This is a genomic window from Geodermatophilus saharensis, assembly GCF_900188205.1.
Taxonomy (GTDB): domain Bacteria; phylum Actinomycetota; class Actinomycetes; order Mycobacteriales; family Geodermatophilaceae; genus Geodermatophilus; species Geodermatophilus saharensis.
In genome coordinates this window covers 257974-284967 of record NZ_FZOH01000001.1, presented here as the reverse complement: position 1 = coordinate 284967, position 26994 = coordinate 257974, and the positions used below count along the sequence as shown (strand labels likewise).

Annotated in this window: 30 protein-coding genes; 3 read left to right on the top strand and 27 right to left on the bottom strand. The window is 70.9% G+C overall.

Annotated features, from left to right (window positions below):
- Positions 1–9: 9 nt before the first annotated feature.
- From rplR to rpsL, 22 genes are all read right to left on the bottom strand, one after another.
- Positions 10–390 carry a 50S ribosomal protein L18 gene (rplR, locus tag CHC04_RS01400; RefSeq protein ID WP_217897122.1) on the bottom strand — a complete coding sequence of 127 codons (381 nt, stop codon included), beginning with the start codon at positions 388–390 and terminating at the stop codon, positions 10–12.
- A 41-nt stretch (positions 391–431) separates the two neighbouring features.
- Entirely contained in the window at positions 432–971 is a 540-nt protein-coding gene (gene rplF / locus CHC04_RS01395; RefSeq protein WP_089402116.1) for a 50S ribosomal protein L6, read from the bottom strand.
- 14 nt (positions 972–985) lie between these two features.
- Positions 986–1390: a 30S ribosomal protein S8 gene (rpsH, locus tag CHC04_RS01390; protein WP_425432445.1), complete on the bottom strand. Its 405-nt coding sequence runs from the start codon at positions 1388–1390 to the stop codon at positions 986–988.
- A 177-nt stretch (positions 1391–1567) separates the two neighbouring features.
- Positions 1568–1753, bottom strand: coding sequence for a type Z 30S ribosomal protein S14 (locus tag CHC04_RS01385; RefSeq protein ID WP_012950469.1), 186 nt, complete (start codon positions 1751–1753; stop codon positions 1568–1570).
- 22 nt (positions 1754–1775) lie between these two features.
- Positions 1776–2360, bottom strand: coding sequence for a 50S ribosomal protein L5 (gene rplE / locus CHC04_RS01380; RefSeq protein WP_176449790.1), 585 nt, complete (start codon positions 2358–2360; stop codon positions 1776–1778).
- A gap of 2 nt (positions 2361–2362) precedes the next feature.
- Positions 2363–2722: a 50S ribosomal protein L24 gene (rplX, locus tag CHC04_RS01375; protein ID WP_425432444.1), complete on the bottom strand. Its 360-nt coding sequence runs from the start codon at positions 2720–2722 to the stop codon at positions 2363–2365.
- A gap of 2 nt (positions 2723–2724) precedes the next feature.
- Positions 2725–3093 carry a 50S ribosomal protein L14 gene (rplN, locus tag CHC04_RS01370; RefSeq protein ID WP_072919076.1) on the bottom strand — a complete coding sequence of 123 codons (369 nt, stop codon included), beginning with the start codon at positions 3091–3093 and terminating at the stop codon, positions 2725–2727.
- Between the two features lie 219 nt (positions 3094–3312).
- Positions 3313–3612 (bottom strand): 30S ribosomal protein S17, encoded by a 300-nt coding sequence (gene rpsQ / locus CHC04_RS01365; protein ID WP_089402113.1) that lies wholly within the window; start codon positions 3610–3612, stop codon positions 3313–3315.
- The gene (gene rpmC, locus CHC04_RS01360; RefSeq protein WP_073421354.1) at positions 3609–3842 is read right to left on the bottom strand and encodes a 50S ribosomal protein L29; all 234 of its coding nucleotides are present in this window, start codon (positions 3840–3842) and stop codon (positions 3609–3611) included. The genes rpsQ and rpmC overlap by 4 nt, the downstream gene beginning before the upstream one ends.
- The gene (rplP, locus tag CHC04_RS01355; protein ID WP_089402112.1) at positions 3842–4258 is read right to left on the bottom strand and encodes a 50S ribosomal protein L16; all 417 of its coding nucleotides are present in this window, start codon (positions 4256–4258) and stop codon (positions 3842–3844) included. The genes rpmC and rplP overlap by 1 nt, the downstream gene beginning before the upstream one ends.
- Before the next feature lie 3 nt (positions 4259–4261).
- Positions 4262–5182, bottom strand: coding sequence for a 30S ribosomal protein S3 (gene rpsC / locus CHC04_RS01350; RefSeq protein ID WP_089402111.1), 921 nt, complete (start codon positions 5180–5182; stop codon positions 4262–4264).
- Positions 5182–5673, bottom strand: coding sequence for a 50S ribosomal protein L22 (rplV, locus tag CHC04_RS01345; RefSeq protein WP_089402110.1), 492 nt, complete (start codon positions 5671–5673; stop codon positions 5182–5184). Before rplV ends, rpsC begins: the two co-directional genes overlap by 1 nt.
- A 28-nt stretch (positions 5674–5701) precedes the next feature.
- Positions 5702–5983: a 30S ribosomal protein S19 gene (gene rpsS / locus CHC04_RS01340; protein ID WP_089402109.1), complete on the bottom strand. Its 282-nt coding sequence runs from the start codon at positions 5981–5983 to the stop codon at positions 5702–5704.
- A 23-nt stretch (positions 5984–6006) separates the two neighbouring features.
- Positions 6007–6840: a 50S ribosomal protein L2 gene (gene rplB, locus CHC04_RS01335; RefSeq protein WP_089402108.1), complete on the bottom strand. Its 834-nt coding sequence runs from the start codon at positions 6838–6840 to the stop codon at positions 6007–6009.
- Between the two features lie 44 nt (positions 6841–6884).
- Complete coding sequence (rplW, locus tag CHC04_RS01330) at positions 6885–7187, bottom strand: 50S ribosomal protein L23 (RefSeq protein ID WP_089402107.1); 303 nt, start codon at positions 7185–7187, stop codon at positions 6885–6887.
- Positions 7184–8011: a 50S ribosomal protein L4 gene (rplD, locus tag CHC04_RS01325; protein ID WP_176449789.1), complete on the bottom strand. Its 828-nt coding sequence runs from the start codon at positions 8009–8011 to the stop codon at positions 7184–7186. Before rplD ends, rplW begins: the two co-directional genes overlap by 4 nt.
- Positions 8008–8673, bottom strand: coding sequence for a 50S ribosomal protein L3 (gene rplC / locus CHC04_RS01320; protein ID WP_089402106.1), 666 nt, complete (start codon positions 8671–8673; stop codon positions 8008–8010). The genes rplD and rplC overlap by 4 nt, the downstream gene beginning before the upstream one ends.
- A 16-nt stretch (positions 8674–8689) precedes the next feature.
- On the bottom strand, positions 8690–8995 hold the full coding sequence (gene rpsJ, locus CHC04_RS01315) for a 30S ribosomal protein S10 (RefSeq protein ID WP_014742859.1): 306 nt from the start codon (positions 8993–8995) through the stop codon (positions 8690–8692).
- Between the two features lie 169 nt (positions 8996–9164).
- A complete protein-coding gene (tuf, locus tag CHC04_RS01310; protein ID WP_089402105.1) occupies positions 9165–10358 on the bottom strand; it encodes an elongation factor Tu in 1194 nt (397 codons plus the stop codon).
- A gap of 88 nt (positions 10359–10446) precedes the next feature.
- Positions 10447–12546, bottom strand: coding sequence for an elongation factor G (gene fusA / locus CHC04_RS01305; RefSeq protein WP_089402104.1), 2100 nt, complete (start codon positions 12544–12546; stop codon positions 10447–10449).
- A gap of 107 nt (positions 12547–12653) precedes the next feature.
- Positions 12654–13124, bottom strand: a complete 471-nt coding sequence (gene rpsG / locus CHC04_RS01300) for a 30S ribosomal protein S7 (protein ID WP_089402103.1) — start codon at positions 13122–13124, stop codon at positions 12654–12656.
- Between the two features lies 1 nt (position 13125).
- Entirely contained in the window at positions 13126–13500 is a 375-nt protein-coding gene (rpsL, locus tag CHC04_RS01295; RefSeq protein WP_012950487.1) for a 30S ribosomal protein S12, read from the bottom strand.
- A 631-nt stretch (positions 13501–14131) separates the two neighbouring features.
- Between rpsL and CHC04_RS01290 the strand changes: the two genes are divergently transcribed.
- From CHC04_RS01290 to CHC04_RS01280, 3 genes are all read left to right on the top strand, one after another.
- On the top strand, positions 14132–15097 hold the full coding sequence (locus tag CHC04_RS01290) for a chymotrypsin family serine protease (protein ID WP_089402102.1): 966 nt from the start codon (positions 14132–14134) through the stop codon (positions 15095–15097).
- Between the two features lie 135 nt (positions 15098–15232).
- Complete coding sequence (locus CHC04_RS01285) at positions 15233–15463, top strand: hypothetical protein (RefSeq protein ID WP_089402101.1); 231 nt, start codon at positions 15233–15235, stop codon at positions 15461–15463.
- Positions 15464–15551: 88 nt separating this feature from the next.
- A complete protein-coding gene (locus CHC04_RS01280) occupies positions 15552–16595 on the top strand; it encodes an LLM class F420-dependent oxidoreductase (RefSeq protein ID WP_089402100.1) in 1044 nt (347 codons plus the stop codon).
- A 182-nt stretch (positions 16596–16777) separates the two neighbouring features.
- Here CHC04_RS01280 and CHC04_RS01275 read toward each other — a convergent pair whose 3' ends face one another.
- From CHC04_RS01275 to rplA, 5 genes are all read right to left on the bottom strand, one after another.
- Entirely contained in the window at positions 16778–20683 is a 3906-nt protein-coding gene (locus CHC04_RS01275; RefSeq protein WP_089402099.1) for a DNA-directed RNA polymerase subunit beta', read from the bottom strand.
- 90 nt (positions 20684–20773) lie between these two features.
- Positions 20774–24283 carry a DNA-directed RNA polymerase subunit beta gene (rpoB, locus tag CHC04_RS01270; protein WP_089402098.1) on the bottom strand — a complete coding sequence of 1170 codons (3510 nt, stop codon included), beginning with the start codon at positions 24281–24283 and terminating at the stop codon, positions 20774–20776.
- Between the two features lie 461 nt (positions 24284–24744).
- Positions 24745–25140 (bottom strand): 50S ribosomal protein L7/L12, encoded by a 396-nt coding sequence (gene rplL / locus CHC04_RS01265; RefSeq protein ID WP_089402097.1) that lies wholly within the window; start codon positions 25138–25140, stop codon positions 24745–24747.
- Positions 25141–25157: 17 nt separating this feature from the next.
- Positions 25158–25766 (bottom strand): 50S ribosomal protein L10, encoded by a 609-nt coding sequence (gene rplJ, locus CHC04_RS01260; protein WP_089402096.1) that lies wholly within the window; start codon positions 25764–25766, stop codon positions 25158–25160.
- Positions 25767–26227: 461 nt separating this feature from the next.
- Positions 26228–26947: a 50S ribosomal protein L1 gene (gene rplA / locus CHC04_RS01255; protein WP_089402095.1), complete on the bottom strand. Its 720-nt coding sequence runs from the start codon at positions 26945–26947 to the stop codon at positions 26228–26230.
- Positions 26948–26994 lie beyond the last annotated feature (47 nt).

Genomic DNA, 26994 nt, shown 5'->3' with positions numbered 1-26994 from the left:
GGCTGCTCATCAGAAGTCCAGCCCGCCCTCACGTGCACCGTCGGCGAGCGCGGCGATGCGGCCCTGGTAGCGGTTGCCGCCGCGGTCGAAGACGACCTTGGTGATGCCCGCGGCCTGGGCGCGCTCGGCGACCAGGGCGCCGACCCGGCGGGCCAGGGCGGACTTGTCGCCCTCGGCGCTGCGCAGGCTGGCGTCCAGCGTCGAGGCACTCACCAGGGTACGGCCGACGGTGTCGTCGACGACCTGCACGTGGATGTGCCGCGAGCTGCGGTTGACCACCATGCGCGGACGCTCGGCGGTGCCGCCGACCCGCTTGCGCAGCCGGTTGTGGCGGCGCAGCCGCGAGACGCGGCGGCGCGTGCTGATGTCGGTGCCGACGGGCGCGTGCACCCGGGCCACCTTCGCCCCGCTCTGTGAACTGGTCTGTGCCATCACTTACCCGTCTTCCCGACCTTGCGCTTGACGACCTCGCCCTGGTAGCGGACGCCCTTGCCCTTGTACGGGTCAGGCCGGCGCAGCTTGCGGATGTTGGCGGCCACCTGGCCGACCTGCTGCTTGTCGATGCCGGTGACGCGCAGGCGCGTGGGCGACTCGACCGTGAAGCTGATGCCCTCCGGCGCCCGCACGGGGACCGGGTGGCTGTAGCCGAGGGCGAACTCGAGGTCGGCCCCCCGGGCCTGCACGCGGTAGCCCACGCCGACGATCTCGAGGGTCTTGGTGTAGCCCTCGGTGACGCCGGTGATCATGTTGGCGATCAGGGTGCGGGACAGGCCGTGCAGGGCCTTGCTCTCGCGCTGGTCGTCGGGGCGCGTGACGGCCAGGACGCCGTCCTCGCCGCGGGCGACGGTGATCGGCGCGGCGACGGTGTGGGACAGGGTGCCCTTGGGGCCCGTGACGTTGACCGTCTGCCCGTCGATGGCGACGTCCACGCCGCTCGGCACCGGAATCGGCAGTCGTCCGATCCGTGACATCTCGCTCGCTCCTCTTACCAGACGTAGGCGAGGACTTCCCCGCCCACGCCCTTCTTGGTCGCCTGCCGGTCGGTCAGCAGCCCGGTGGAGGTGGAGATGATGGCCACCCCGAGGCCGCCGAGCACCTTCGGCAGGGCGTTCGACTTCGCGTAGACCCGCAGGCCCGGCTTGGACACCCGGCGCACGCCGGCGATGCTGCGCTCGCGGTTGGGGCCGTACTTCAGGTCGACCACCAGCTCCTTGCGGGTGGCGCCGTCCTGCTCGACCTCGTCGACGCGCCAGCCGGCGATGTAGCCCTCCTGCTGGAGGATCTCGGCGATGTGCGTCTTGAGCTTCGACGACGGCATGCGCGCCGAGTCGTGGTAGGCCGTGTTCGCGTTGCGCAGCCGCGTGAGCATGTCCGCGATCGGGTCGGTCATCGTCATGGGTGTCGTGCCTCTCTCGCCGCGGTTCCGCACGCGTCCCTCGCGTGGGCCTCTCGGCGATCAGTGGGTGGTGCGGTGCTGGAACGGCCCGCTGTCAGGCCATCGTCGGCCCCGTCCAGAGGCTCACCCCGAGCTCGCGAGGGGTGAGCCTCTGGACGGGGTCCTTCGACTTCACCAGCTGGACTTGCTCACACCCGGCAGCTCGCCGGCGTGGGCCATCTCCCGCAGGCAGATCCGGCACAGGCCGAACTTGCGGAAGACCGAGTGCGGACGACCGCACCGCTGGCAGCGGGTGTAACCGCGGACCGCGAACTTGGGCTTGCGGGCCGCCTTGTTGATCAGCGCCTTCTTGGCCATCTGTCTGTCTCCTCGGCCCGGCTCAGCGGATGGTGGTGACGACGGGCTGGCCGGCGAACGGGAAGCCCAGGAGGCGCAGCAGCTCGCGACCCTCCTCGTCGTTGGTCGCGGTGGTGACCAGCGTGATGTCCATGCCGCGCGGACGGTCGATCTTGTCGACGTCGATCTCGCGGAACATCGACTGCTCGGTCAGACCGAAGGTGTAGTTGCCGTGCCCGTCGAACTGCTTGGCGTTCAGGCCACGGAAGTCGCGGATGCGGGGCAGGGCCAGCGCCAGGAGCCGGTCGAGGAACTCCCACATGCGGTCGCCGCGGAGGGTGACCTTGGCGCCGATGGGCATGCCCTCGCGCAGCTTGAACTGGGCGATCGACTTGCGGGCGCGGACCACGGCCGGCCGCTGGCCGGTGATGGCGGTCAGGTCGCGCACCGCGCCGTCCATGAGCTTGGCGTCGCGGGTGGCCTCGCCGACGCCCATGTTGACGACGATCTTCGTCAGCCGCGGGATCTGCATGACGTTGCCGTAGCCGAACTCCTGCTGGAGGGCCGGCACGATCGACTCGCGGTAGTGCGCCAGCAGGCGCGGGAGCTCGCGGGTGGGTGCAGTCATCGTCAGAGGTCCTTACCGGTCCGCCGCGACACCCGGATGGTGCGGCCGTCCTCGTCCTTGCGGTGGCCGACCCGGGTCGGCGTCCCCTCGGAGTCGATCACCATCACGTTGCTCACGTGGATGGGAGCCTCCTGGGTCACGATCCCGCCCTGCTGGGCGCCCCGCTGGTTGGAGCTGATGCGGGTGTGCTTCTTGATGCGGCCGACGCCCTCGACGAGGACCTTCTGCAGCTGGGGGTAGGCGGCGATCACCCGGCCCCGCGCGCCCTTGTCCTTGCCGGCCAGGACGACGACCGTGTCGCCCTTCTTGACCTTCATGGACGGGGCCTTCTTCTTGGTGTCGGTCTTCTTGGTGGCGGCCATGGTCAGAGCACCTCCGGGGCCAGCGAGATGATCCGCATGAAGCGCTTGTCGCGCAGCTCGCGGCCCACGGGGCCGAAGATGCGGGTGCCGCGCGGGTCGCCGCTGTCGCGGATGATCACCGCGGCGTTCTCGTCGAAGCGGATGTAGGAGCCGTCGGGACGCCGACGCTCCTTGGCGGTGCGGACCACGACGGCCTTGACGACGTCGCCGCGCTTGACGCCGGCACCCGGCAGCGCGTCCTTGACCGTCGCCACGATGACGTCACCGATGCCCGCGTAGCGTCGCCCGGAGCCGCCGAGCACCCGGATGCAGAGGATCTCCTTCGCACCCGTGTTGTCGGCGACTCGCAGCCGCGACTCCTGCTGGATCACGTGCTACTCCCAATCTCGGTGGTGACAGCCGGGCCGGAACGGTGAACCGGCTGTCCGGTTCCCACGTGCGGACGCACCGGCAGCGGATGGCTGCCGGTGCGTCCGACACGGGTACCGGGATGTGGCGCTCACCCGGAGGGGCGCCAGTCGTCCAGGGTACCCGGTCCCCGGACGTCCCACGAGGGGCCGTCCGTCACAGGACGGGGACGCCCGGACCTCCTACTTGGCCTTCTCGACGACCTCGACCAGCCGCCACCGCTTGGTGGCCGACAGCGGCCGGGTCTCCATGATCTGCACGCGGTCGCCGATGCCGGCGACCCCCTGCTCGTCGTGGGCCTTCAGCTTGCTGGTCCGGCGGATGACCTTGCCGTAGAGGCCGTGCTTCACGCGGTCCTCGACCTCGACGACGATGGTCTTGTCCATCTTGTCGCTGACCACGAGGCCCTCGCGGACCTTGCGGTACCCGCGGCCGGCCAGGCCGGGGCCGCTGGCGACGGCGGTGTTGTCGGGCTCGCTCATGCCACACCCTCGTTCGGGGCGGCCGAGAGACCCAGCTCGCGCTCGCGCATGATCGTGTAGATCCGGGCGATGTCGCGGCGGACGGTCTGCAGCCGCCGGTTGTTGTCCAGCTGGCCGGTGGCCACCTGGAACCTCAGGTTGAACAGCTCTTCCTTGTGCTCACGCAGCCGCGTGGCGAGCTCGTCGGCCGAGAGCTCGCGCAGCTCCGGAGCGGTCAGACCGGCGGCCATCACACCTCTCCTTCACGCGTGATGAAGCGGCACTTCATGGGCAGCTTGTGGATGGCGCGGCGCATGGCCTCGCGGGCCACCGGCTCGGCCACGCCGGAGAGCTCGAAGAGCACCCGGCCGGGCTTGACGTTGGCGACCCACCACTCGGGCGAGCCCTTGCCGGAACCCATGCGGGTCTCGGCCGGCTTCTTGGTGAGCGGACGGTCCGGGTAGATCGAGATCCACACCTTGCCGCCACGGCGGATGTGCCGCGTCATGGCGATACGGGCCGACTCGATCTGCCGGTTGGTGACGTACGCCGGCTCGAGGGCCTGGATGGCGTACTCGCCGAAGTTGATCTGCGTGCCGCCCTTGGCCCGGCCGGAACGGTCGGGGTGGTGCTGCTTGCGGTGCTTGACGCGCCGGGGGATCAGCACGTGTCAGCCCTCCGTCTGGGTGTCGGTGGCGGTCGCCTCGGCCGCCGCGGTGCCCTCGGGACCCGCGACCTCGGCGACGGTCGTCTCGGGCGCGACCTCACCGGAGGTCGCGGCCACGGTGCTGTCGGCGGTGTCCGGGCCGGTCGCCGGCGCCCCGGAGGACTCGGCCGCGGCACGGCCGGCCTCGGTGCCACCGGCGGTCGTGCCGCTGGAGCCCGACCGGCGGGGGCGCTGCGGGCGCTCCCGGCGCTGCTGCCGCGCGGCCAGGGCCTCGAGGGCCTCCCGCTCGGCACGCGAGCCGCTGACGTCGCCCTTGTAGATCCACACCTTGACGCCGATGCGGCCGAAGGTGGTGCGGGCCTCGTACAGGCCGTAGTCGATGTTCGCGCGCAGGGTGTGCAGCGGCACGCGCCCCTCGCGGTAGAACTCCGACCGGCTCATCTCGGTGCCGCCGAGGCGGCCGGAGCACTGCACCCGGATGCCCTTGACCTGCGGGCTGCGCTGGGCCGACTGCATGGCCTTGCGCATCGCGCGGCGGAAGCTCACCCGGCTCGACAGCTGCTCGGCCACGGCCTGCGCCACCAGCTGGGCGTCGGCCTCGGGGTTCTTGACCTCGAGGATGTTGAGCTGCACCTGCTTGCCGGTCAGCTTCTCCAGCTCGCCGCGGATGCGGTCGGCCTCTGCGCCGCGGCGGCCGATGACGATGCCCGGCCGGGCGGTGTGGATGTCGACGCGGACCCGGTCACGGGTGCGCTCGATCTCCACCTTGGAGATGCCGGCGCGCTCCATGCCCTTGGTCATGAGCTTGCGGATGGCCACGTCTTCCTTGACGTAGTCCTTGTAGAGCTTGTCGGCGTACCACCGGGACTTGTAGTCGGTGGTGATGCCCAGGCGGAACCCGTGCGGGTTGACCTTCTGACCCACTAGCGGGTCCCTCCCCTCGTGTTGGCGCGCTGCTGCGTGCCCTGCTGCTGGCCGGTCTGCTGCACGGCGGGGCCGGACTGGCCGGTGCGGCGGCGGGCGGTGCGGGACTTGCCGGCGAGCTCGGCGCTGGAGCCGACCTCGCTCACCTCGACGGTGATGTGGCTGGTCCGCTTGTTGATGCGGTAGGCCCGGCCCTGCGCCCGCGGACGGATCCGCTTGAGCGTGGGGCCCTCGTCGACGAACGCGGCGCTGACGACGAGCGCGGCCGGGTCCAGCCGCAGGTTGTGCTCGGCGTTGGCGACGGCGCTGGCGACGACCTTGGCCACCGGCTCGCTGGCGGACTGCGGGGCGAACCGCAGCAGCGCCAGGGCCTCGTCGGTGGGCAGGTAGCGGATGAGGTCCACCACCCGGCGTGCCTTCATCGGGGTGACGCGGACGAAGCGGGCGGTGGCCCGCGCGACCTGCGTCTCCTCTCCCAGCTGGGAAGTCATCTCGTGTCTCTCTCTCCCGGGACCGTGCTCAGCCCCGCCGGGACCGGCGGTCGTCCTTCACGTGGCCCCGGAAGGTCCGGGTGGGGGCGAACTCGCCGAGCTTGTGCCCGACCATCGCCTCGGTCACGAACACCGGCACGTGCTTGCGCCCGTCGTGCACGGCGATGGTGTGGCCGAGCATGTCCGGGATGATCGTCGAGCGCCGCGACCAGGTCCGGATGACCGTCTTGGTGCCCTTCTCGTTCTGTGCGTCCACCTTCTTGAGCAGGTGGTCGTCGACGAACGGGCCCTTCTTCAGGCTGCGTGGCATGTCTGTCGGACTCCTCTACCCGCTCAGCGCTTCTTGTTGGTGCGGCGACGGCGCACGATCAGGGCGTCGCTGGCCTTGCGCTTGCGCGTGCGGCCCTCGGGCTTGCCCTTCGGGTTCACCGGGTGGCGACCACCGGAGGTCTTGCCCTCACCACCACCGTGCGGGTGGTCCACGGGGTTCATGGCGACACCGCGGACGGTCGGGCGCTTGCCCTTCCACCGCATGCGGCCGGCCTTGCCCCAGTTGATGTTCGACTGCTCGGCGTTGCCGACCTCGCCGACGGTGGCCCGGCAGCGCACGTCGACGTTGCGGATCTCGCCCGACGGCATGCGCAGCTGGGCGAAGCGGCCCTCACGGGCGACCAGCTGGACGCTGGTGCCGGCCGAGCGGGCGATCTTGGCGCCGCCACCGGGACGCAGCTCGATGGCGTGCACCACCGTGCCGACCGGGATGTTGCGCAGCGGCAGGTTGTTGCCGGGCTTGATGTCGGCCGAGGGGCCGCACTCCACCGTGTCGCCCTGCTTGAGCCGCGCCGGCGCGATGATGTAGCGCTTCTCGCCGTCGGCGAAGTGCAGGAGCGCGATCCGCGAGGTGCGGTTCGGGTCGTACTCGATGTGCGCGACCTTGGCCGGCACGCCGTCCTTGTCCGCCCGGCGGAAGTCGATCAGGCGGTAGGCGCGCTTGTGGCCGCCGCCCTGGTGGCGAGCGGTCACCTTCCCGTGGACGTTGCGCCCACCGCGGCCGTGCAGCGGCCGGACCAGCGACTTCTCGGGATGGTCGCGGGTGACCTCGGCGAAGTCGGCGACGCTGGAGCCGCGGCGGCCCGGCGTCGTCGGCTTGTACTTGCGGATAGCCATTGCTGACTCAGTTCCTCTGTCTCTGGTCCGTACGGCCCGGGCGCCTAGGCGCCGGGACCACCGAAGATCTCGATGCGGTCGCCGGGGGCGACGGAGACGATGGCGCGCTTGGTGTCCTTGCGCTTGCCCATGCGTGCCCCGCGGCTGCGCTTGCGCTTGCCCTGGCGGTTGATCGTGTTGACGGACAGGACCTTCACGTTGAAGACCTGCTCGACGGCGATCTTGATCTGCGTCTTGTTCGCCTCGGGGAGGACCACGAACGTGTACTGGTTGTCGTCCAGCAGCCCGTAGCTCTTCTCCGAGATGACCGGCGACAGCAGGACGTCCCGGGGGTCGCGGACGCTCACTTGGTCTCCTCGGTGTCGGTCACGACGTCGGCGTCGTCAGCGGCGTCGGCGGCGATGTCCAGGTCGGTGGTGCCCTGACCGGGGGCCGGCTGCACGGACGGGATGGCGCCGGGGATGTCCGGCGTCGTCAGGTCCGGCTTGGCCAGGGAGACGCGGTCACCGCCGTGCGGGCCGGCCACGAACTCGGCGAGCGCGGTCTCGGTGAAGACGACCTCGTCGCTGACCAGCACGTCGTAGGTGTTGAGCTGGCCGGCCTCGATCAGGTGCACGCGCGGCTCGTTGCGCAGGCTCACCCAGTTGAGGGCGTCGTCGCGGTCGAGGACGACCAGCACCCGCTTGGCGGTGCTCACGGCGTCGAGCGTCGCGAGCGCGGCCTTGGTCTTGGGGGCGTCCCCGTCGACGAAGGTGGTGACGACGTGCACGCGGCCCTCGCGCGCCCGGTCGGAGAGGGCACCGCGCAGGGCGGCGGCCTTCATCTTCTTGGGCGTGCGCTGCGAGTAGTCGCGGGGCTGCGGGCCGTGGACGGTGCCACCGCCGGCGAACTGCGGGGCACGGATCGAGCCCTGACGGGCGCGGCCGGTGCCCTTCTGGCGGTAGGGCTTGACGCCACCGCCGCTGACGTCGCCACGCGTCTTGGTCGCGTGCGTGCCCTGGCGGGCGGCGGCGAGCTGGGCCACCACCACCTGGTGCAGCAGCGAGACGTTGGCCGACGCGTCGAAGAGGTCGCCGGGCAGCGTCACGCTGCCGGCGGTCTCCCCCGCCGGCGTGCGGACGTCGACCTGGCGGTCGGCGCGCGCGCCCTCGGTCACGGTCGAGCGGGTCACTGGTTGTCACTCCCCACGGGACCGCCCTTGACGGCCGAGCGGACGAGCACGAGCCCACCCTTCGGGCCGGGGACGGCACCCTTGATCAGGATCAGGCCGCGCTCGGCGTCGACCTTGTGGACGACGAGCGAGAGCGTGGTGGTCTTGACCGCGCCCATGCGGCCGGCCATGCGCAGGCCCTTGAAGACGCGGCCGGGGGTCGAGGCGCCACCGATGGAGCCCGGCGACCGGTGCTTGCGCTGCGTGCCGTGCGCGGCACCCAGGCCCCGGAAGCCGTGACGCTTCATGACACCGGCGGTGCCCTTGCCCTTGCTGGTGCCGATGACGTCGACCTTGGCGACGCCCTCGAACACCTCGGCGGTCAGCTCCTGGCCGACCGTGTACTGCGCGGCGTCCTCCGTGCGCAGCTCCACGAGGTGGCGGCGCGGCGTGACGCCGGCCTTCGCGAAGTGGCCGCCCTCGGGCTTGTTCACCTTGCGGGGGTCGATCTCGCCGAAGCCGAGCTGGACGGCCGAGTAGCCGTCGACCTCGGGGGTGCGCACCTGCGTCACTACGTTGGGGCCCGCCTTGACGACGGTCACCGGCACGATGCGGTTGTTCTCGTCGAAGACCTGGGTCATCCCCAGCTTCTCGCCGAGGAGCCCGCGGAACGTACTCGCCATGACTGGTCTCGGTCCCTTACTGGATGTTGACGTCGACCGAGGCCGGCAGGTCGATGCGCATGAGCGCGTCGACCGTCTTCGGCGTCGGGTCGAGGATGTCGATGAGCCGCTTGTGCGTGCGCATCTCGAAGTGCTCGCGCGAGTCCTTGTACTTGTGCGGCGACCGGATGACGCAGTACACGTTCTTCTCGGTCGGCAGCGGCACCGGGCCGACGACGCGCGCTCCGGTCTTCGTGACCGTGTCCACGATGCGCCGCGCCGAGGCGTCGATCGCCTCGTGGTCGTAGGCCTTCAGCCTGATGCGGATCTTCTGTCCCGCCATCGCTGTCTCTCGCTCCTGCCGATCGCTGTTCTGCTGGCTGGGGAACGCCGGGTGCGTCCGGACGTCATCCGGTCTGGCCCCAGCGGGAGGGGTGGTGGTGCACACAGGTGCACGAGCGACCACCCGAGGACGGGCGGCGGCCGGCAACCGGCCGCCGCCCGTCGGGGTGCTACTTGATGATCTTCGTGACGCGACCGGCGCCGACGGTGCGGCCACCCTCACGGATGGCGAACCGCAGGCCCTCCTCCATGGCGATCGGCTGGATCAGCTCGACCGTCATCTCGGTGTTGTCGCCCGGCATGACCATCTCGGTGCCGGCCGGCAGGGTCACGACGCCGGTGACGTCGGTCGTCCGGAAGTAGAACTGCGGACGGTAGTTGTTGAAGAACGGCGTGTGACGGCCACCCTCGTCCTTCGAGAGGATGTAGACCGAGCCCTCGAAGTTGGTGTGCGGGGTGATCGAGCCGGGCTTCACGACGACCTGGCCGCGCTCCACGTCCTCGCGCTTGATGCCGCGCAGGAGCAGACCGACGTTGTCGCCGGCCTGGCCCTGGTCGAGCAGCTTGCGGAACATCTCGACGCCGGTGACGGTGGTCTTGGTCGAGTTCGGGCGGATGCCGACGATCTCGACCTCCTCCGACACCTTGACGATGCCGCGCTCCACGCGACCGGTCACGACGGTGCCGCGGCCGGTGATGGTGAAGACGTCCTCGACCGGCATGAGGAACGGCTTGTCGATCTCACGCTGCGGCTCGGGGATCGCCGTGTCGACGGCGTTCATGAGCTCCATGAGCTTGTCGCCCCACTCGGCGTCGCCCTCGAGGGCCTTGAGCGCCGAGACGCGGACCACGGGGACGTCGTCGCCCGGGAACTCGTACTCGCTGAGGAGCTCGCGGACCTCCAGCTCGACGAGCTCGAGGATCTCCTCGTCGTCGACCATGTCGGCCTTGTTGAGCGCCACGACGATGTAGGGGACGCCGACCTGGCGGGCCAGGAGGACGTGCTCCTTGGTCTGCGGCATCGGGCCGTCGGTGGCCGCGACCACCAGGATGGCGCCGTCCATCTGCGCCGCACCGGTGATCATGTTCTTGATGTAGTCGGCGTGCCCGGGGCAGTCGACGTGGGCGTAGTGCCGGTTCTCGGTCTGGTACTCGACGTGGGCGATCGAGATCGTGATGCCGCGGGCCTTCTCCTCGGGCGCCTTGTCGATCTGGTCGAAGGCCGACGCCTCGTTGAGGTCCGGGTACTTGTCGTGCAGGACCTTGGTGATCGCCGCGGTCAGCGTGGTCTTGCCGTGGTCGATGTGCCCGATGGTGCCGATGTTGACGTGCGGCTTGGTCCGCTCGAACTTGGCCTTGGCCACTGGGTTCCTCTCCTCGTGGTGTCGCAGTCGTGCTGACGCTGGGGTGGGCTTGCAGGGGGGCCGGGCGGGGGCGCACCCCGCCCGGCGGTCACTCGCCGGTGGCCTTGGCGATGATCTCCTTGGCCACGTTCTGCGGGACCTCGGCGTACGAGTCGAACACCATGGTGTAGCTCGCCCGCCCCTGGGTGCGGCTGCGCAGGTCGCCCACGTAGCCGAACATCTCCGAGAGCGGGACCAGGGCCCGGACGACGCGGGCGCCGGAGCGCTCCTCCATCGCCTGGATCATCCCGCGCCGGGAGTTCAGGTCGCCGATGACGTCACCCATGTAGTCCTCGGGCGTGACGACCTCGACGGCCATCATCGGCTCGAGCAGGGCCGGGCTGGCCTTGCGCGCGGCCTCCTTGAAGACCATCGAGCCGGCGATCTTGAAGGCCATCTCCGAGGAGTCGACCTCGTGGTACTGGCCGTCGATCAGGGTCGCCTTGACGCCCACGACCGGGTAGCCGGCGAGGATGCCGTACTGCATGGCGTCCTGCATGCCCTGGTCGACCGACGGGATGTACTCCCGCGGGATGCGACCACCGGTGACGGCGTTGACGAACTCGTAGGTCGGGCCGTCGCCGGAGACCTCGAGCGGCTCCAGGGTGACCTGCACCTTCGCGAACTGGCCGGAACCACCCGTCTGCTTCTTGTGGGTGTAGTCGACCTTCTCGACCGCCTTGCGGATGGTCTCGCGGTAGGCCACCTGCGGCTTGCCGACGTTGGCCTCGACGCGGAACTCGCGCCGCATGCGGTCGACCAGGATCTCCAGGTGCAGCTCGCCCATGCCGGAGATGACCGTCTGGCCGGTCTCCTCGTCGAGCTTGACCTGGAAGGTCGGGTCCTCCTCGGCCAGCTTCTGGATGGCCGTGCCCAGCTTCTCCTGGTCCCCCTTGGTCTTCGGCTCGATGGCCACCGAGATGACCGGCGCCGGGAAGGTCATCGACTCCAGGATCACCGGGTTCTGCGGGTCGCTGAGGGTGTCCCCGGTGGTCGTCTGCTTGAGGCCGACGACGGCGACGATCTGGCCGGCACCCACGCCCTCGCGCTCCTCGCGCTTGTTGGCGTGCATCTGGTAGATCTTGCCGATCCGCTCCTTGCGGTCCTTGGTGCTGTTGAGCACCGGGGAGCCGGAGTTGAGCCGACCGGAGTAGACCCGGATGTAGGTGAGCTTGCCGAGGTGCTGGTCGGTCTGGATCTTGAAGGCCAGCGCCGAGAACGGCTCGTCCTCGTCGGCGTGCCGCAGGACCTCGGTCTCGCCGTCGAGGGCGGTGCCGACGATCGACTCGATGTCCAGCGGGCTGGGCAGGTAGTCGACGACGGCGTCGAGCAGGGGCTGCACGCCCTTGTTCTTGAACGCCGTGCCGGTGAGCACCGGGTTGATCTGGGCGTTGATGGTCGCCTTGCGGATGGAGGCCTTCAGCTGCTCGACGGTGATCTCCTCGCCGCCGAGGTAGGACTCCATGAGCGCGTCGTCGGTCTCGGCGACGGCCTCGAGGAGCTTCTCGCGGTACTCGGCGGCCTGGTCGGCGAGCTCGGCGGGGATCTCCTCGACGGCGTAGTCCTCGCCCATCTTGGTCTCACCGCGCCAGGTGAGCGCGCGCATCTCGACCAGGTCGACGACGCCGATGAAGTCGGCCTCGGCACCGATGGGCAGCTGCAGCACGGCGGGGTTGGCACCGAGCCGCTCGACCATCATGTCGACGCAGCGGAAGAAGTTGGCACCGGTGCGGTCGAGCTTGTTGACGAAGCACATCCGCGGGACGCCGTACTTCTCGGCCTGCCGCCAGACCTGCTCGGTCTGCGGCTCCACGCCGGCGACACCGTCGTACACGGCCACCGCACCGTCGAGCACGCGCAGGGACCGCTCCACCTCGACGGTGAAGTCGACGTGCCCCGGGGTGTCGATGATGTTGATGTCGTGGCCGTTCCAGGTGCACTTCGTCGCGGCCGACGTGATGGTGATGCCGCGCTCCTGCTCCTGCTCCATCCAGTCCATCGTGGCCGCGCCGTCGTGGACCTCACCGATCTTGTAGTTGATGCCGGTGTAGAAGAGGATGCGCTCGGTCGTCGTGGTCTTGCCCGCGTCGATGTGCGCCATGATCCCGATGTTGCGGGTCTTGGCGAGCTGGGCCTTGTTGTCGGCCATTCCTCACTCCTCTTTGTCTCTGGTCCGCGTGCGGGTCGTCCGGGGGTGGCCCGGCGCTCCCGCCGGCGGGTGCTGGTGGACGGGGTGTGTCACCAGCAGGGGTGCGACTACCAGCGGTAGTGCGCGAAGGCCTTGTTCGACTCGGCCATCTTGTGGGTGTCCTCGCGGCGCTTGACCGCGGCACCGAGGCCGTTGCTGGCGTCGAGCAGCTCGTTCATGAGGCGCTCGGTCATCGTCTTCTCGCGGCGCGCGCGGCTGTACTGGATCAGCCAGCGCAGGCCCAGGGTGGTGCTGCGGGAGGCGCGGACCTCGACCGGGACCTGGTAGGTCGCACCACCGACGCGGCGGCTGCGGACCTCGAGGGCCGGCTTGACGTTGTCCAGCGCCCGCTTGAGCGTGACCACCGGGTCGGTGTCGGTCTTGGCGCGGCAGCCCTCGAGGGCGCCGTAGACGATCGACTCGGCGACCGAGCGCTTGCCGTCGACCAGGACCTTGTTCACCAGCTGGGTGACCAGCGGCGACTGGTAGACCGGGTCGGCGGCCAGCGGACGGCGCGGCGCGGGGCCCTTGCGCGGCATGTCAGCTCTTCTCCTTCTTCGCGCCGTACCGGCTGCGAGCCTGCTTGCGGTTGCGGACGCCCTGGGTGTCCAGCGAGCCGCGGATGATCTTGTAGCGCACACCCGGGAGGTCCTTCACGCGGCCGCCGCGCACGAGCACCATCGAGTGCTCCTGCAGGTTGTGGCCGACGCCCGGGATGTACGCGGTCACCTCGATGCCACTGGTGAGGCGGACGCGAGCGACCTTGCGCAGCGCCGAGTTCGGCTTCTTCGGCGTCGTCGTGTACACGCGGGTGCACACGCCACGACGCTGAGGGGAGCCCTTCAACGCCGGGGTCTTGGTCTTCTCGACCTTGTCCTCGCGGCCCTTGCGGACCAGCTGGTTGATCGTGGGCATGGGTGGCCTGGATCTCCTACCTGCGCTGGGTCGTGCTGTGGACGGTGCTGCTGTCGTGTCTCCGGTGCCGGTCCTGCTGGGGTGTCCACCCTGGTCGTGGGCCACTCACCGGTCCCCGCGGTCGGGCGTGTCGCCGACCCCAGGACCGGCCGGTGGTCGAACCGGACGGGTCGCCCCCCGCGACTCGGCGCCGCCACCTCCGGGCGCCGCCCCGCGGGGCGGCCCTCCGGGGCGGACCCGCGGCCAGGAGGACGGACCTCCGGACACCCAGGCGCACCGCGAACGGGAGCAGGCCCAGGGCACCCTGGGCACGGCTGACCACGATACCCGCGGTCCGGGAGGCGGTCAAAGCCGGGTCCCGGGCGCCCAGCGGGCGAGGCCAACCTCACGTCCGGACCGACTCGACGGGTACAGCGGCGCGGGCTCCCCGGGTATTTCCGGCGGCCGCGCCCGGCTGGTCCGCCGGCCCGGGGTGGCGAGCACTGTACCGCGGCGAGGGCGCTCCGCCAGGGCCGCGACGCCGGCGGCAGGGGGCTCGACGGGCTCGCCGCGGGCCGCGGGGACACGCGACTGTCAGTGGTGCCCCCTACGGTCGGTCGCAGCAGAGCCACTCACCGCAACGGAGGTCTCCGTGCTCATCGACTCGGCGCGCGAGCTCAAGGCGCGCCTCACCGCGCGGCTGGCCGAGGGCTTCCCCCTGGTCACCGCGAGCGACCTCGGCGGCCGGCTGTGGACCCGGCCGGCGATCGGGCTGGCCCCGGTCTCCCCCGGCCGGGCCCGCCTGGCCATCCGGGTGGCGGCGGAGGCCGACGCGCGGGTGCTGCTCTCCGGCCTCGAGGACGCCGTCCGCGCCGAGGTCGACGTCCGGGTGACCGGGCCGATACTGCCGCAGCCGGCCCGCTCCCCCGCGCAGCTGCAGCGGCGCACCAGGCCGCTGGTCCCCGGGCTGTCGGTGGCGCACCCGGCGGTCAGCGCCGGAACGCTGGGCGGCTTCGTCCGGCTCGGCGGCCGGCTCGCCGTGCTGTCGAACAACCACGTGCTGGCCGCCGGCGGCGCCGGCACGGTCGGCGACGCGGTGCTGCAGCCGGGCCCCGCCGACGGCGGCACGCCCGCCGACCGGGTGGCCACGCTGGCTGCTGCGGTGCGCCTGACCGACCGCGCCAACCGGGTCGACGCCGCGGCGGCCACGGTCGACGACGGGGTCGATGCCGACCCGGGCGACGTCCCGGGCGGCCCGCTCGGCGCCACGGTGCCCGACGGGGTCGACCTCGAGCCCGACGAGGAGGTGGAGAAGGTCGGCCGCACCACCGGGCACACGCGCGGGCGGATCACGGCGGTGGAGGTCGACGGGGTCGCCGTCCAGTACGACGACGGCGTGCACCTCTTCGACGACCAGATCGAGATCGAGGGACTGTCGGGGGCGTTCTCCGCCGGCGGCGACAGCGGGTCGGTGATCTGGCGCAGCAGCGACCGCGCGCCCCTGGCCCTGCTGTTCGCGGGGAGCACCCGGGGCGGGAGCACCGGCGCCGGGCTGACCTTCGCCAACCCGCTGTCGACCGTGCTGGCGGCGCTCGGGGCGGAGTGGGTCGCCTCCTGAGCGAAGTCCCCAGGTCAGGGGGATGTCGCTCCGGACGGGGACGAGGCACCATGGGGAGGTGACCGAGCCCGCCCGTCCGCCCGGGGCCTTCCTCGCCCCTGGCTCCCGGCCGGCGGGCGTCAGCGAGGAGTCCTCGTGACCGACCGTGCCGCCGCCCGCGCCGCCAAGAGCGCCCTGGCCACCCAGTTGTCCGCCCAGCCCGGCGTCGTCGGCATCGGCCTGGCCCGGCGCGACAGCGGGTACGTCGTCAAGGTCGACGTCGCCGACGCGGACGCGGCCGGCCGGGTGCCCCGCGACGTCGACGGCGTCCGGGTGGTGACCGAGGTCGTGGGCGCCATCCGCCCGCTGCGCAGCCGCACCGCCTGAGCCGCCCCGAGCCCGGGGAACCGGCCGGGGGCACCCGCTACGGTCGCCGGTGGCGCCGACGCGGGCGCCGCCGACCAGAGGAGTGCAGGTGCGCATCGGCATCCAGGCCAGTTACGCCGGGGGGTTCCAGGAGACGGCGGCGGAGATCGTCGACCTGGAGGCCGCCGGGCTCGACCTCGCGATGTGCGCGGAGGTCTACACCTTCGACGCCGTGAGCCAGCTCGGGTACCTGGCCGCCGTCACCGAGCGCGTCGAGCTGATGAGCGCGATCCTGCCGATCTACAGCCGCACGCCGGCGCTGACGGCGATGACCGCGGCCGGCCTGGACTTCGTCTCCGGGGGCCGCTTCACCCTCGGTCTGGGCGCCTCGGGCCCGCAGGTGATCGAGGGGTGGCACGGCGTCCCCTACGACGCCCCGCTGCAGCGCACCCGGGAGGTCGTGGAGATCTGCCGCCAGGTGTGGCGGCGCGACCGGCTGGTGCACGAGGGCCCGAAGTACACCGTCCCTCTGCCGGCCGACCAGGGCACCGGCCTGGGCAAGCCGCTCAAGCTGATCAACACCCCGGTCCGCGAGCGGATCCCGGTCATGCTGGCCGCGCTGGGGCCCAGGAACGTCGAACTCGCCGCCGAGATCGCCGAGGTGTGGGAGCCGATCTGGTTCATGCCCGAGCGTGCCGACGACGTCTGGGGCGACGCCCTGCGGGCCGGGAAGGCCAAGCGCGACCCCGAGCTCGGTGAACTGCAGGTCATCTGCGGCGTCCCGGTCGCGATCGGCGAGGACGTCGACCACCTGCACGACGCGGTGCGCCCCCACCTGGCGCTCTACGTCGGCGGCATGGGGGCCAAGGGCAAGAACTTCTACAACGACCTGGCCCGGCGCTACGGGTACGACGACGCCGCGGAGACGGTGCAGGACCTCTACCTGTCCGGGCGCAAGGACGAGGCCGCGGCCGCACTGCCGGAGGAGTTCGTCCGGAACGTGTCGCTCATCGGGCCGGAGTCCTACGTGGCCGAGCGGGTCGCCGCCTACGCCGAGGCCGGAGTCACCACCATCGCGCTCCAGCCGCTCGACGACAGCCGTGAGGGCCGGCTGCGCACCGTGGAGACCATGCGGCGGCTGGCCGACCGGTGAGGCGCACACTGCGTCACGTGACGCCGTCGTCGTCCGGGCTCACCTGAGCGCGTCCTGGCCCACCTCCCACGGTGAGCCAGGACGCGGCACGATCGGGTCACCCGGTCGTGCCGCCCCCCCACCGGACGCGGAAGGGCCCCCAGGTCGTCGACCTGGGGGCCCTCCTCACGTGCTACCGGGGATCAGCCCCGCCAGTCGTACTCCTCGAGGCGCACGGCCTCACCGGAGCCGGCACCGAAGACGTCGGGGCTGTAGTACTGCCCGTCGTCGTACCCGGCCATCGTGTAGACGGCGGCGCGGGCCTCCTCGGTCGGCTCGACCGTGATGTTCCGGTAGCGGCTGATGCCCGTACCCGCCGGGATCAGCTTGCCGATGATCACGTTCTCCTTGAGCCCGAGCAGGCTGTCGCTCTTGCCCTGGATCGCGGCATCGGTGAGCACCTTGGTCGTCTCCTGGAAGGAGGCGGCCGACAGCCACGACTCGGTCGCGAGCGAGGCCTTGGTGATGCCCATGAGCACCGGACGGGCCGAGGCCGGCTCGCCGCCCTCGGCGACGACGCGGCGGTTCTCGGTCTCGAACAGCGTCCGCTCGACCAGCGCACCGGGGAGGAACTCCGTCGCGCCCGAGTCGATGATGGTCACCCGCTTGAGCATCTGGCGGATGATCACCTCGATGTGCTTGTCGTGGATCGACACGCCCTGGCTGCGGTAGACCTCCTGGACCTCGCGGACCAGGTGCAGCTGCACCTCGCGCGGGCCCATGATCCGCAGCACCTCGTGCGGGTCCACCGCACCCTCGGTGAGCTGCTCGCCGACCTCGACGTGGGCGCCGTCCTCGACCCGCAGCCGCGACCGGCGCGACAGCTTGTCGTAGACGACCTCGTCGGAGCCGTCGTCCGGGGTGATGGTCAGCTTGCGGAACTGCTCGCCGTCCTCGATCCGGACGGAGCCGGCCAGCTCGGCGATCGGGGCCTTGCCCTTGGGGACGCGGGCCTCGAAGAGCTCCACCACACGCGGCAGACCGTGGGTGATGTCCTCACCCGCGACACCACCGGTGTGGAAGGTGCGCATCGTCAGCTGGGTGCCGGGCTCACCGATCGACTGGGCGGCGATGATGCCGACCGCCTCGCCGACGTCGACGAGCTTGCCGGTGGCCAGCGACCGGCCGTAGCAGGTCGCGCAGGTGCCCAGCAGGGACTCGCAGGTCAGCACGCAGCGGACCTTGACCTCGGCGACACCGGCGTCGACCAGCGCACCGATGAGCACGTCGCCCAGGTCCTGACCGGCCTGCGCGACCAGCGTGCCGTCCTCGGCGACCACGTCGGCGGCCAGGGAGCGGGCGTAGACGCTGGTCTCGACGTGCGCGTCCCGGGTGAGGACCCCGCCGACCACCGTGGCGATCGGCATGATGACGCCGCGCTCGGTGCCGCAGTCCTCCTCGCGGATGATGACGTCCTGGGAGACGTCGACCAGCCGCCGGGTGAGGTACCCGGAGTCCGCGGTCCGCAGGGCGGTGTCGGCCAGACCCTTGCGCGCACCGTGCGTGGAGATGAAGTACTCCAGCACCGACAGACCCTCCCGGAAGTTGGCCTTGATCGGCCGCGGGATGATCTCGCCCTTCGGGTTGGCCACCAGACCGCGCATGCCGGCGATCTGGCTGATCTGCATCATGTTGCCCCGGGCGCCCGAGTTGACCATGACCCAGACCGGGTTGGTGGTCGGGAAGTTGTCCACCATGGCCTGGCTGACCTCGGCCCGCGCGCGGGTCCAGATCTCGATCAGCTCGCCGCGGCGCTCGGCGTCGGTGATGACACCGCGCTCGTACTGCCGCTCGATCTGCCGGGCCTCGTTCTCGTGCCGGTCGAGGATCTCCTGCTTGGCCGGCGGCGTGACGACGTCGTCGATGGCGATCGTGACGCCCGAGCGGGTGGCCCAGCGGAAACCGGCCGACTTGAGGGCGTCCAGCGTCGCCGCGACCTGCACCTTGGGGTAGCGCTCGGCGAGGTCGTTGACGATCGCCCCGAGCTCCTTCTTCGGCACCTGGTAGTTGACGAAGCGGTAGTCCTCGGGCAGGGCCTCGTTGAACAGCACGCGACCCAGGCTGGTCTCGACCAGCGCCGGCGCACCCGGCGCCCAGTCGGCCGGCTGCTCCCACGCGGGGTTGACCTTGCCGTTGTCGACGCCGAACACCTCGTCGAGGCGGATGAGCGCCCGCTCCTGCAGGCCCAGGGCGCCCTTGTCGAACGCCATGATCGCCTCGGCCGTCGACCCGAAGGCCGCCGGACGCCCACCGTCGGCCTCGTACCGGCTCGGCACCAGGGTGGTCAGGTGGTACAGGCCCAGCACCATGTCCTGGGTCGGCGCGGTGATCGGGCGACCGTCGGCCGGGCTCAGGATGTTGTTGCTCGACAGCATGAGGATGCGGGCCTCGGCCTGCGCCTCGGCCGACAGCGGCAGGTGCACCGCCATCTGGTCACCGTCGAAGTCGGCGTTGAAGGCCGTGCAGACCAGCGGGTGGATCTGGATGGCCTTGCCCTCGACCAGCTGCGGCTCGAAGGCCTGGATGCCCAGGCGGTGCAGCGTCGGCGCCCGGTTCAGCAGGACCGGGTGCTCGGTGATGACCTCCTCGAGCACGTCCCAGACGACGGGACGGGCGCGCTCGACCATGCGCTTGGCGGACTTGATGTTCTGCGCGTGGTTGAGGTCGACCAGCCGCTTCATGACGAAGGGCTTGAACAGCTCCAGCGCCATCTGCTTGGGCAGGCCGCACTGGTGCAGCTTCAGCTGCGGGCCGACGACGATGACCGAGCGGCCGGAGTAGTCGACGCGCTTGCCGAGCAGGTTCTGCCGGAACCGGCCCTGCTTGCCCTTGAGCAGGTCACTCAGGGACTTCAGGGGACGGTTGCCCGGGCCGGTGACCGGCCGGCCGCGGCGGCCGTTGTCGAACAGCGCGTCCACGGACTCCTGCAGCATCCGCTTCTCGTTGTTCACGATGATCTCGGGCGCGCCGAGGTCGAGCAGCCGCTTGAGCCGGTTGTTGCGGTTGATGACCCGGCGGTACAGGTCGTTCATGTCGCTGGTGGCGAAGCGGCCACCGTCGAGCTGCACCATCGGGCGCAGGTCCGGCGGGATGACCGGTACGCAGTCGAGCACCATGCCCATCGGCGAGTTGCGCGTCTGCTGGAACGCCGCGACGACCTTGAGCCGCTTGAGGGCACGCAGCTTGCGCTGGCCCTTGCCGTTGCGGATGGTGTCGCGCAACGAGGCGGCCTCGGCGTCGAGGTCGAAGTCGGCCAGCAGCTTCTGCAGGGCCGCGGCACCCATGCCGCCCTCGAAGTACTCACCGAAGCGGTCGCGCAGCTCGCGGTAGAGGCCCTCGTCGGCGATGAGCTGCTTGACCTCGAGCTTGCGGAAGGTGTCGAGCACCTCCTCGAGGCGGTCGATCTCCCGCTGGGCGCGGTCGCGCAGCTGGCGCATCTCGCGCTCGCCGCCCTCGCGCACCTTGCGGCGGACGTCGGACTTGGCGCCCTCCGCCTCGAGCTCGGCCAGGTCGGCCTCGAGCTTCTGCTGGCGTGCCTCGACGTCGGCGTCGCGCCGGCTCTCGAGGTTGTGCTTCTCCGCGCTGATCTCGGCCTCGATGGTCGGGAGGTCGCGGTGGCGCGCCTCGTCGTCGACCGAGGTGATCAGGTAGGCGGCGAAGTAGATGATCTTCTCGAGGTCCTTGGGCGCCAGGTCGAGCAGGTAGCCCAGGCGCGAGGGGACGCCCTTGAAGAACCAGATGTGGGTGACCGGCGCGGCCAGCTCGATGTGGCCCATCCGCTCACGCCGCACCTTGGCGCGGGTCACCTCGACGCCGCAGCGCTCGCAGATGATGCCCTTGAAGCGGACGCGCTTGTACTTGCCGCAGTAGCACTCCCAGTCCCGGGTGGGACCGAAGATCTTCTCGCAGAAGAGACCGTCCTTCTCCGGACGCAGGGTCCGGTAGTTGATGGTCTCGGGCTTCTTCACCTCACCGTGCGACCACTGGCGGATGTCGTCGCCGGTGGCCAGACCGATGCGGAGCTCGTCGAAGAAGTTGACGTCGAGCACTGAGTGGACCCCTTTCCCGGGGCTAGTTCTCTTCTTCTGGCGAAGTGGGGGGCCGGCCGGCCCCGGTGGTCAGGGCCGGCCGGCAGCGGATCAGACGTCCTCGACGGACGAGGGCTCGCGGCGGGAGAGGTCGATGCCCAACTCCTCCGCGGCCCGGAACACCTCGTCGTCGGTGTCGCGCAGCTCGATCGCCTGCCCGTCGCCGGACAGCACCTCCACGTTGAGGCACAGCGACTGCAGCTCCTTGAGCAACACCTTGAACGACTCGGGGATGCCCGGCTCGGGGATGTTCTCGCCCTTGACGATGGCCTCGTAGACCTTGACGCGGCCGAGGATGTCGTCGGACTTGATGGTCAGCAGCTCCTGCAGGGCGTAGGCCGCGCCGTAGGCCTGCATCGCCCAGCACTCCATCTCACCGAAGCGCTGGCCGCCGAACTGCGCCTTACCACCCAGCGGCTGCTGGGTGATCATCGAGTAGGGGCCGGTCGACCGGGCGTGGATCTTGTCGTCGACCAGGTGCAGCAGCTTCAGGATGTAGACGTAGCCCACCGAGATCGGCTCGGGGAACGGCTCACCGGAGCGGCCGTCGAACAGCCGCGCCTTGCCGGTCTCCTGGACCATCCGGTCGCCGTCGCGGTTCGGGGTCGTCGAGCCGAGCAGCCCGATGATCTCCTCCTCGCGGGCGCCGTCGAACACCGGCGTCGCGGTCCGCGTCCCCGGGGCGGCCGACTTGGCGGCCTCCGGCAGGTTGGCGGCCCACTCCGGGGTGCCCTCGACGTTCCAGCCCTGCTTGGCGATCCACCCGAGGTGGGTCTCCAGCACCTGGCCGACGTTCATCCGGCCGGGCACGCCCAGCGGGTTGAGCACGATGTCGACCGGGGTGCCGTCCTCGAGGAAGGGCATGTCCTCCTGCGGCAGGATCTTCGCGATGACGCCCTTGTTGCCGTGGCGGCCGGCGAGCTTGTCGCCGTCGGAGATCTTGCGCATCTGGGCGACGTAGACCCGGATCAGCTCGTTGACGCCGGCGGGCAGCTCGTCGCCGTCCTCGCGCGAGAACACGCGGACGCCGATGACCTTGCCGGACTCACCGTGCTTGACCTTCAGCGACGTGTCGCGGACCTCGCGCGCCTTCTCGCCGAAGATCGCGCGCAGCAGCCGCTCCTCGGGGGTCAGCTCGGTCTCGCCCTTCGGCGTCACCTTGCCGACGAGGATGTCGCCGGGGACGACCTCGGCACCGATGCGGATGATGCCGCGCTCGTCGAGGTCGGCGAGGACCTCCTCGGAGACGTTCGGGATGTCCCGGGTGATCTCCTCGGCACCGAGCTTGGTGTCGCGGGCGTCGACCTCGAACTCCTCGATGTGGATCGAGGACAGGACGTCGTCCTGCACGAGGCGCTGCGACAGGATGATCGCGTCCTCGTAGTTGTGGCCCTCCCACGGCATGAAGGCGACGAGCAGGTTCTTGCCCAGCGCCATCTCACCCTGGTCGGTGCACGGCCCGTCGGCGATGACCTGGCCGACCTCGACCCGCTGCCCCTCGTCGACGACGGGGGTCTGGTTGATCGAGGTGCCCTGGTTGGAGCGGCGGAACTTCAGCAGCCGGTAGGTCTGCCGGGTCCCGTCGTCGGCCATGACGGTGACGTAGTCGGCGGTGGAGTCCTCGACCACACCGGCCTTCTCCGCGACCACGACGTCGCCGGCGTCGACGGCGGCACGCAGCTCCATGCCGGTACCGACCAGCGGCGCCTCGCTGCGCAGCAGCGGGACGGCCTGACGCTGCATGTTCGCGCCCATGAGCGCGCGGTTGGCGTCGTCGTGCTCGAGGAACGGGATCATCGCCGTCGCGACCGAGGTCATCTGCCGCGGCGAGACGTCCATGTAGTCGACGCTCTCGGGGGCCAGGTAGTCGACCTCACCGCCCTTGGTGCGCACCAGGACGCGGTCCTCGGCGAAGCGGCCCTGCGCGTCCAGCGGCGAGTTGGCCTGGGCGACGACGAAGCGGTCCTCCTCGTCGGCGGTCAGGTACTCGATCTGGTCGGTGACGACGCCGTTCTCGACCCGCCGGTAGGGGGTCTCGATGAAGCCGAAGGCGTTGACGCGGCCGTAGGCCGACAGCGAGCCGATCAGGCCGATGTTCGGACCCTCGGGGGTCTCGATCGGGCACATCCGGCCGTAGTGGCTCGGGTGCACGTCGCGGACCTCCATGCCGGCCCGCTCACGGGACAGACCACCCGGGCCCAGCGCCGACAGGCGGCGCTTGTGGGTCAGGCCCGCGAGCGGGTTGGTCTGGTCCATGAACTGCGACAGCTGGCTGGTGCCGAAGAACTCCTTGATGGAGGCGACGACCGGCCGGATGTTGATCAGGGTCTGCGGCGTGATCGCCTCGACGTCCTGGGTGGTCATCCGCTCGCGGACGACGCGCTCCATGCGGGAGAGGCCGACCCGGATCTGGTTCTGGATCAGCTCACCGACGGTGCGCAGCCGGCGGTTGCCGAAGTGGTCGATGTCGTCGACGCCGTGGTCGGGCTCGCCGGCGTGCAGCCGCACGACGTACTCGATGGTGGCGACGATGTCGTCCTCGGTCAGCGTCAGGGTGGCCTGCGGCACCTCGACGCCCAGCTTCTTGTTGACCTTGTAGCGGCCGACCTTGGCCAGGTCGTAGCGCTTGGGGTTGAAGAAGAGGTTCTCCAGCAGCGCCTGGGCGCTCTCCCGCGTCGGCGGCTCGCCCGGCCGCAGCTTGCGGTAGATGTCGAGCAGCGCCTCGTCCTGCCCGGCGATGTGGTCCTTCTCCAGGGTGGCCAGGACCGTGGGCGACCACTGGAAGTGCTCGCGGATGCGGTCCTCGGTCCAGCCCAGCGCCTTGAGCAGCACGGTGACCGGCTGGCGGCGCTTGCGGTCGATGCGGACGCCGACGGTGTCGCGCTTGTCGACGTCGAACTCGAGCCACGCACCGCGGCTGGGGATGACCTTGGCGCTGAAGACGTCCTTGTCGGAGGTCTTGTCCAGGGTCTTGTCGAAGTAGACGCCCGGGCTGCGCACGAGCTGGGAGACGACGACGCGCTCGGTGCCGTTGATGACGAACGTGCCCTTGTTCGTCATGATCGGGAAGTCGCCCATGAACACCGTCTGCGACTTGATCTCGCCGGTGGTGTTGTTCATGAACTCAGCGGTGACGAACAGCGGCGCCGCGTAGGTCATGTCCTTGTCCTTGCACTCCTCGAGGGACGCCTTGACGTCCTCGAAGCGCGGGTTGGAGAAGGACAGCGACATGGAGCCGCTGAAGTCCTCGATCGGGGAGATCTCCTCGAGGATCTCGGCCAGGCCGCCGACGGCGGTGGCCTGCTCCTCGGGCGAGAGGGTGGCCCGCCACTCGGGGCTGCCGATCAGCCAGTCGAAGGACGCGGTCTGCAGGGCGAGCAGGTCCGGGACCTCGAGGGGCTCGGAGATCTTCGCGAACGAGACCCGGAGCGGCGCGCCGGGGATCTTCTGCTGGTCGGCCTCACCGGTGCGCGGGCCGGCCGAGGGAGTCTGGTTCTGCTGGCCGTAGCCGCCGGACTCGGTGGTGCTGGGGGAGATGCTGGTGGGGCGAGAGCCTGCCAAGATGCGTCCTTCCAAGGACCTCACGACGTGCGGGCGGTGGGTGCGGTTCGTCCTGGGTCGTCGTCGGTTTCGGCGGGGCTGTCCGCGGCGACCGGCCCGCTCGGTCGACCGGGCGCCCGGAGGATCCCGGGCACCCCAGGCGACCCGGCTCGGCGGGCAGGCAGTCAGGGGGCAGCGCAACAGAGAACCCTACCCCTGCTGACGGAGGCTGTCCACGTCGGGGGGTGAGGGGCGACCCACACCACGGCCCGGGAAGGACGGCGTCCGGCAGTCGGGCGGCGTTCCGCGTCGCCATGATGCCAGCCGGGTGGGCCGGTTGTCTCCGCCACGCCGCCGATCGCCGTCCGGAGTGGCCGCCGCTCCCCTCCTCCGGACGCGACGGAGGCCGCCCTCCCGGAGGAGGACGGCCCCTGTCGTGTGCGGGTGGTGCTACCCGGCCGCGGTGACGGCCGGGGAGGGGGTCACTTGACGGTGACGGTGGCGCCGGCGCCCTCGAGGGCGGCCTTGGCCTTCTCGGCAGCGTCCTTGGCGACCTTCTCCAGGACCGGCTTCGGCGCGCCGTCGACCAGGTCCTTGGCCTCCTTGAGGCCGAGCGAGGTCAGGCCGCGCACCTCCTTGATGACCTGGATCTTCTTGTCGCCGGCGCTCTCGAGGATGACGTCGAACTCGTCCTGCTCCTCGGCGGCGGGGGCGCCACCGTCGCCACCGCCACCGGCGGGGGCGGCGGCCGCGACGGCGACCGGAGCGGCAGCGGTGACCTCGAAGGTCTCCTCGAACTGCTTCACGAAGTCGGACAGCTCGAGCAGCGTCATCTCCTTGAACGCGTCGAGCAGCTCCGTGGTGGACAGCTTGGCCATGATCTCTCCTTCTGGGGTCAGTCGGTGCCGGCCGCGGCGTCCGCGGTCTCGGCGGTGTCGGTGGTGGTGTCGGCGGCAGCGGTGTCGGCGGCGGGAGCGGCGGGGCCCTCGGCGGACTCCCTCTTCTCCTGCAGCGCCGCGGCCAGGCGGGCGACCTGCGACAGCGGGGCCTGGAACAGGCCGGCGGCCTTGGTCAGGTTGCCCTTCATCGCGCCGGCCAGCTTGGCCAGCAGCACCTCGCGCGGCTCGACGTCGGCCAGGGCGGTGACCTCGGCGGGGCCGACGGTGCGGCCCTCGACGACGCCGCCCTTGACGACGAGCAGCGGGTTGGCGCGCGCGAAGTCGCGGATGGCCTTGGCGGCCTCGACGACGTCGCCCTCGATGAAGGCGATCGCGGTGGGGCCGTTGAGCAGCGGGGCCAGGTCGGCGTGGCCGACCTCGTCCGCCGCCCGCTTCGTCAGGGTGTTCTTGACGACGGCGTAGCTGCTGCCCGCACCGAGGGAACGACGCAGCTGGGTCAGCTGCGACACGGTGAGCCCGCGGTACTCGGTGAGCACGGCCGCGCTGGACTTCTGGAACCGCTCGGTGATCTCGTCGATCACCGCGGCCTTCGCCTGCGTGGGCATGGGCCTCCTCTCGTCGGACGGGCGACCGCCGAGCGCCGTACGGAGCGCCGCGATCGGGGCCCGGAGACGAGGAACGCCCCGGCGCAGGGCGCACGGGGCGAGGGACGCGAGCGGCAGGGGCCCGCGTCGATCGAACCGTCCTCCTGCGCGGGCCGCCCGGGGATCCGGGACCTTCGATCGCACGCGGACGTGCGACGACCAGCGGTCGTGGGGGGAACGCCGCCCAGCGTACACGCCGCCGGCCGGCCCCCTCCCCCGCCGCCGTCGTCCCCCTCCGCGACGAGATCGCCGGTCTCGTACGCACGGCGGGCCGGAGGCGTACGAGACCGGCGATCTCGTCCCGGGCACGGGCGGGCGCACGGACGGGCGCACGGACGGCGGAGGCCCCGCCGCGCGGTGCGCGGCGGGGCCTCCTGGCGACCTGCGTGGGTGGCCTCGCCCGGGGAGGACGAGGTCCTCCCTCAGGCGGTGGGCTCGTCCACCGTCAGGTTGCGGGTGCGGTTCGGGTCGACCGGGATGCCCGGGCCCATGGTGGTGGAGATGGTGACCTTCTTCAGGTACCGGCCCTTGGCCGCGGCCGGCTTGGCGCGCAGCACCTCGTCGAGCGCGGCGGCGTAGTTCTCGACCAGCCGGGTCTCGTCGAAGGAGGTCTTGCCGATCACCAGGTGCAGGTTGGCCTGCTTGTCGACGCGGAAGTTGATCTTCCCGCCCTTGATGTCGGCGACCGCCTTGGTGACGTCGGGGGTCACCGTGCCGGTCTTCGGGTTCGGCATCAGGCCGCGGGGGCCGAGGATGCGCGCGATGCGGCCGACCTTGGCCATCTGGTCGGGCGTGGCGATCGCGGCGTCGAAGTCCAGGAAGCCCTCCTGGATGCGCGCGATCAGGTCGTCGGAGCCGACGACGTCGGCACCGGCGGCCTCGGCCTCGGCGGCCTTGTCACCGGTCGCGAAGACGATGACGCGGGCGGTCTTGCCGGTGCCGTGCGGCAGGTTCACCGTGCCGCGGACCATCTGGTCGGCCTTGCGCGGGTCGACGCCCAGCCGCATGGCCACCTCGACGGTGGCGTCGTACGCGGTCGGCGAGGTCTCCTTGGCCAGACCCGCGGCCTGCAGCGGGCTGTAGAGCTTCTCGCGGTCGACCTTGGCCGCGGCCTCGAGGTACTTCTTGCCGTGCTTCGCCATGGTGTGTCCTCTCCCCCGCCGTGCCGGCGGGAGTCTCGTGGTGCCCG